Genomic DNA, 229 nt, shown 5'->3' on the forward strand with positions numbered 1-229 from the left:
TCTTTACTCTCACCCAACCATTCATAAACTTTTCTAAGCCAGTCAATTTGAGTTCCATATTTCTTTTCCCATTCTTCTACATCTTGATGTATTGATTCACCTTCTATTTTTGCGTCGTGGTGATTAAAACATAAAGGTAAAACTGCGTAATGGCTTGATTTACTCCCAAACCCCTTTCTAAGCGTTGTTATGTGATGTAAAACAACATAATTGTTGCCACATATCAAAC

At 34.9% G+C, this 229-nt stretch carries 1 protein-coding gene; it reads right to left on the minus strand.

Annotated elements, in window-relative coordinates; genetic code table 11:
- Positions 1-229, minus strand: a 229-nt coding sequence (locus NCS02_RS36255; RefSeq protein WP_250523717.1) for a DUF968 domain-containing protein, incomplete at both ends; no start/stop codon positions are given.

Origin of the sequence: Caballeronia sp. NCF2, assembly GCF_023631205.1 — a bacterium.
Lineage (GTDB): Bacteria > Pseudomonadota > Gammaproteobacteria > Burkholderiales > Burkholderiaceae > Caballeronia > Caballeronia zhejiangensis.